The organism is Desulfobacter sp. UBA2225, assembly GCF_002348205.1.
Lineage (GTDB): Bacteria > Desulfobacterota > Desulfobacteria > Desulfobacterales > Desulfobacteraceae > Desulfobacter > Desulfobacter postgatei.
Window position 1 is genome coordinate 1 of sequence record NZ_DDYV01000329.1, and the last position, 5226, is coordinate 5226.

Here is a 5226-nt window from a genome sequence, read left to right on the forward strand (position 1 = left end):
TCCGTGATGTCTGCCAGGGTATAATTGGAATTTACGGAAACAATTTCCATGCCCGGGATTAAAGGAGTCAATCCTGATGGGTAAGTGTCGCAGATGCCGAAATTGAGAATGGCGCGTTTGCGCAGGCCCCGGCGGGGAAATCGGGGTTGGCAGCCCAAAGCATCCTTTCCGCACAACTGGGGTGGCGTCACTCGCTTTTCTTTTATTTCAAGTATATCGCTTCTGAATGTGACCACCCGGGTATCCAGATTCGGGTGTACCTGATTTATTGTGGGAATGGTGCCCAGGAACACGGATTCTCCCAATCGTATATTGTTGATCCGGCCGGGAAGGCGCTTGTGCTCCATCCATTTGAGCAGTACGGAGCCGCCCACCGAGACGGTGTTAACCTTAATGTCGAGTTTGGATTCAATCTGATCAGCCAGGTGGGCCATGATACCAAGGTTGTATTCATCCGGTACGGTTCCGGCACAACACCCCAGGTTGGTGCCGATGCCGGCAAATTTAATGCCTCGGGGCTTGATCTGGTGAATTTTGCGTACGGTATCCAGCACCTGATCGGGCATAACACCTTCTCTCAAGTCTCCGGTATCCACCATCAAAAGAATGCTGTGGGGGCAGTTCATGGCAATGGCCGTTTGGTTGAGTTGTTGAATAACGGCCAGTTCAGAGTTGAAACTTGTGCCGAAGCACTGGACAATGGCAGGAAGTTCATGGATTGAGGGCAGGGCAATATATATGGGTCGCCTGGGGAAGACAGGTTTTGCCCTTGGACCGTGAGGCACCCTGGATATTCCGATATTTTCAAAACCTAAGTCTATCATCTGACTGATCATCTTCTGGTCTGCACATGGGTCTTTGATAATTCCGGTGATACCCAGGTGATGTTCCCTGCAGTACCGGGATAAAAAACGGATATTGTGACGCAGTCTGTCCATATTCAGGATTAATTGACTCATAATGATGTTAAATTTTATTTCCGGAATTTGATTATCAGGATGGCAATATCATCGGACTGGGGCGCAGAATCGGCATGTTCCCGAATGCGATCTAAAAGATTATGCACTATTTTTTCCGACGGCAGATCCCTGTCTTTTGACACTTCATCAATCATCCGTTGATTTGAAAATTGCTCCCCGTCTGTGTTCATCGCCTCGTTAACCCCATCCGTATATAACATAAAACCCTGTCCATTATTAAGGGTTAAGGTGCTGTGCGAATAAATCATGCCCGGCATGGCACCGACAAGGGTTTCTTTTTTTTCTTCTATAAAACGGGCCCCGTCATGGTTGATAATAATGGGCGGGTTGTGTCCGCCATTGGCATAGACAATCCGGCCTGTTTGAATATTCAAAATCCCGATGATAAGGGTAACAAACATGGAACGGGGATTGTCGGAGCTTAATACATTGTTGATACTGGTCATCATCCGGGCAGGTGATACATCCTTGCCGCTGAATACTCGGATAAGGGTCCGGATGACCACCATGAACAGGGCTGCAGGCACACCTTTGTGGGAAACATCACCTAAAGTAAAAACAACATGGTCGTCATCAAGCCGGAAAAAATCATAAAGATCTCCACCGATTTCCTTGGCCGGCTGCAACGTGGCATACAGATCTATATGATCAAATTCAAGCAGCCCCGGAAAGATTTTGGGCACCATGCCCAACTGGATTTCTCTGGCAATCCCCAGTTCACTTTCAATCCGCTGCCTGCCTGAGGTGATGTTGATCAAATCCTGGATGTTCCGGCTTAGTTCGTGGCGCATAAGGATAAATGACGCAGCCAGGTCTCCCACCTCATCTTTGTGATTTTCAGCCAGGTCATCCACCGGCGTTGCCTTTTCCATGGGGGTGGTAAAATTGAGTTTTGGAATTTCTCTGGCATAGGATGACAGGCGTTGCAAGGGCGTAGCGATCCGGCTGACTACCAGAATAATGGCCACAAGACCGGCCATGAACATCATTACGATGATCAGGCTCTGCCGGATAACCAGACGCTGGGCCGGCAGTTTGATCTCCTGTAAAGGAATGATGACGCTGATATACCATTTAAAGGGTTTGAAATAATAACAATAGGCGATCATTTTTTTTGCATTTTTATCGGGCATGTCCGGCAGATAATGAAAGTGTGAAAATTCACCAGATGCGTTTTGACGGATATCGTCATTTATCATATTACCGGTCATTCGATTGATCCGGGTCCCCATGGCCTGAGACGCACTTGCCAACTGCGGAATCAGTGCGGCACCTGATTCATCAAAAATATAGACAAAGCCGCTGTCAGCGATTTTCAGACTTTGGGTATAATCTGTCAAAGAGAGGATGATCTGTTCTTTCTGTTTTTCCGCCAGGGCCTGGAGTCGGCTGATATCCACGGATACGCCGATGGTTAGTGACCAGGGTGTAAATGGTTTGAAATAGGCAAGCACCGATGCGTTTTCCTGGCTCTGGTCAAAGTTGAACGCAGCAAAGTCCCCTCTTGGGGTTAAGTGATCAAACTGCATGACCTGGGATAGGTTCCTGTGTTTGACATCCATTAATGATTTTAAAGAAAGGGCGGTTACCTGCGCATTGGACGATGCTATTATATTGGATTGTGCATCAATGATGTAATGCTTGACATTATCAAAGGGGGCTGTTTCAATCCAGGACAGTGCGTTTTTAAGTCCGTTTGTCTCCTGTGATTCACCCTTTGCGGCAAAGCCTTCAAATACCGATGCGATAACCTCGACCGTGTTCTTTAACTGGCTGCGTTTTAAAAGGGTCAGTGCCCGTTTTTCCTTCAAAAGGTTGCGGTAATCTGCTTCAATAATCAAATCCAGGGAGTGCAGAATGTTCAACGCGGAATCCTGCTGGGCCGTCAGCATGGCGTTACCCACATCCCGGTGGGTGGAAAAGATGTTAACCAGGGTAGATATCACCATGACCAAAATAACAGCAAATAAAATTTTTCCCTTAATGGTTGAGAACATTGCGGTTTTGATCTCTCCTCATCTATCTAAACTGTTACGGCTGTCATCGTAAACAGAACTCATATTTTACATTCAACACGGTTAGCCTATACCACAGTCGGCCCTCAGGTCCATACAATTTTATAAAATCGTAAAGCGGCGTTGATATTTTTATTTCTTCCGGCCCGGTTCTATTCGGGTATTGTATTGTTGCTGATATTTGTATACGCTGCACTCATGTTTTTTGGCTTAGGAATTTGAAAAAAATGCCCTAAATGGCTGAGTTATAAATATGGGTCGACGGTTTTTATCGACAATTAAAGGTAAAATCATTGTTTATGTGACCCTGGTGATGGTTATCTCAACCGCTGTCAATCTCTATTTCACCAACAGGGATGTCGGACAGGCCATGTTGGTGACCCAGGAAAAATCAGCCCGTAATATTTTGCACTCCTTTTATCTGGTAATTCGCGAGGATTATCACCAACTTCTGACTTCCAAGCGGGCAATGATCCTGACCAAGCGCAATCAACTCAAACAAAAAGCGCGAATGATTCAATCTGTTTTTACCGGTTTCTGTACTGCCGTTGCTCCCGGGGATGATTCCCGGTCAGGGATTCAAAAGGCCCTTGCATGGATTAACAATACCCCCTTTGAAAACATCGATTTTTACATTATGGATGAGGACTTTAACCTGATTTCAAGCTCGAATAAAAAGATGGGCAAAGGGGCTTACAGAACCATTGAGGATATTAAAGACAGAAAAATTGCCGAAGTGATGCAGTTTGACAACTTGCACCACCGCGGTGATTTTGCAATCTTCAACACGGTTGGAGAAAACGGCCGATCCGCTCAGGTCCTGGCTTTTTTTCTGCCGTTTCCGCCCTGGAAATATACCATTGGGGTATCCGTGGACATCAGTGGCATTGAAGCTCAAGCCCAGGCAGAGAAGGAAGACTTTATCCGTTCCCTGAATGAATATGCCGGCCGACTGACTATCACTAAAAGCGGATTTGTTTGTATGGTTGGTGCAGATGACACAATCCTGATTCCGCCCCCTGATCTTGGTGAAAACACCACCAAAGACATTATCCGCTGTATTAAAGAAAAGACAGGTATCCAGCAGATCCGAACCACGGATATTGCAGATATTTCGGAAATCAGATATGTTGCCCGGCTGGATAACGGCGGCAGCCGGACCATGATTATTTACAGCACCTATTTTAGACCGTTGAAGTGGTATACCGGTGTTGTTATTCCCCTCAATGAGATCAATGCCGCTGCAAAACAACTGGTTGTACGGCAGAGCATTATTATCGGCCTGATGTGTATAGTCGGCATTATTGCCGTCTTTGTTCTGGTCTCCCGGATTTCAAAACCATTGACTCTTTTATCCCATTATGCAAGGCGGCTGCCCCGGCGGGATCTTTCCAAACCTTTGCCGGAAGATTCACCCATTGATGAATTGATAAAAAAACATAAGGATGAAGTTGGTGCCCTTGCCGCATCTTTTGTTCTCATGCGTCGGGAATTGAATAAGAATATTCAGAACCTTGTTCAGGGCACGACAGCTCGGCTGCGTATGGAAAGTGAGTTGAACATTGCAAGGGAGATTCAGCTGGGTATGGTGCCCAAAACCTTTCCGTTTTTTCCTGATCATCCGGAATTTGATTTGTATGCCACGCTTACGCCTGCAAAAGAAGTGGGCGGGGATCTATATGATTTTTTTCTTATTGATGAGGACCGTCTGTGCTTTACCCTGGGCGATGTGTCTGAAAAAGGGGTGCCGTCGGCATTGTTCATGGTGGTCATCCGTACCCTGATTCGGACGTTGAGTGAAAAGATGGAATCTCCCGGTATCGTCATGGAAAAAATAAATGAGATTTTAAGTACTGACAATCCAAGATCCATGTTTGTCAAGCTTGTCATCGGTATTTTCAATTTTAGGACCGGTGAGATCCTTTATGCCAATGGCGGGCATAACCCGCCTGTGGTCATGCCNNTGCAACAGTGAATGCTATTTTAAAAAAGGGGATGATCAACCCGTAGTGGGGGCTGTTCCCGGCATTTCATACACTGACATATCATTGCGCCTTGCACCCCAAGACAGTTTTTTTCTGTACACCGACGGTGTGAATGAAGCCATGGATGCCGATTTTAAACAGTTTTCCAGCGAACGCCAGCTGGCTGTCCTGGAATTTAATAAAAAAAATAGTGCGGAACAGGTGAGTAATGCTGTGCTCGACGCTGTCCGGAAACATGCCGGAAAA

The 5226-nt window shown here is 46.3% G+C and carries 4 protein-coding genes; 2 read left to right on the forward strand and 2 right to left on the reverse strand.

Annotated features, from left to right (window positions below; all coding sequences use genetic code 11):
* Together B3D59_RS17165 and B3D59_RS17170 are read right to left on the reverse strand one after the other, a co-directional pair.
* Positions 1 to 959 (reverse strand): alanine racemase (locus B3D59_RS17165; RefSeq protein ID WP_286822367.1); only part of this gene is annotated, 959 nt, incomplete at its 3' end.
* 14 nt (positions 960 to 973) lie between these two features.
* Complete coding sequence (locus B3D59_RS17170; RefSeq protein WP_286822369.1) at positions 974 to 2977, reverse strand: SpoIIE family protein phosphatase; 2004 nt, start codon at positions 2975 to 2977, stop codon at positions 974 to 976.
* A gap of 271 nt (positions 2978 to 3248) precedes the next feature.
* Here B3D59_RS17170 and B3D59_RS17175 point away from each other — a divergent pair, with 271 nt between their 5' ends.
* Positions 3249 to 4970 (forward strand): SpoIIE family protein phosphatase, encoded by a 1722-nt coding sequence (locus tag B3D59_RS17175; protein ID WP_286822370.1) that lies wholly within the window; start codon positions 3249 to 3251, stop codon positions 4968 to 4970.
* Positions 4927 to 5226 (forward strand): SpoIIE family protein phosphatase (locus B3D59_RS17180; protein WP_286822371.1); only part of this gene is annotated, 300 nt, incomplete at its 3' end. The genes B3D59_RS17175 and B3D59_RS17180, both read left to right, overlap by 44 nt.

Excerpts from the sequence above, each read along its gene's own strand:
- B3D59_RS17170 (WP_286822369.1), bottom strand. The coding sequence starts at position 2,977 with ATGTTCTCAACCATTAAGGGAAAAATTTTATTTGCTGTTATTTTGGTC.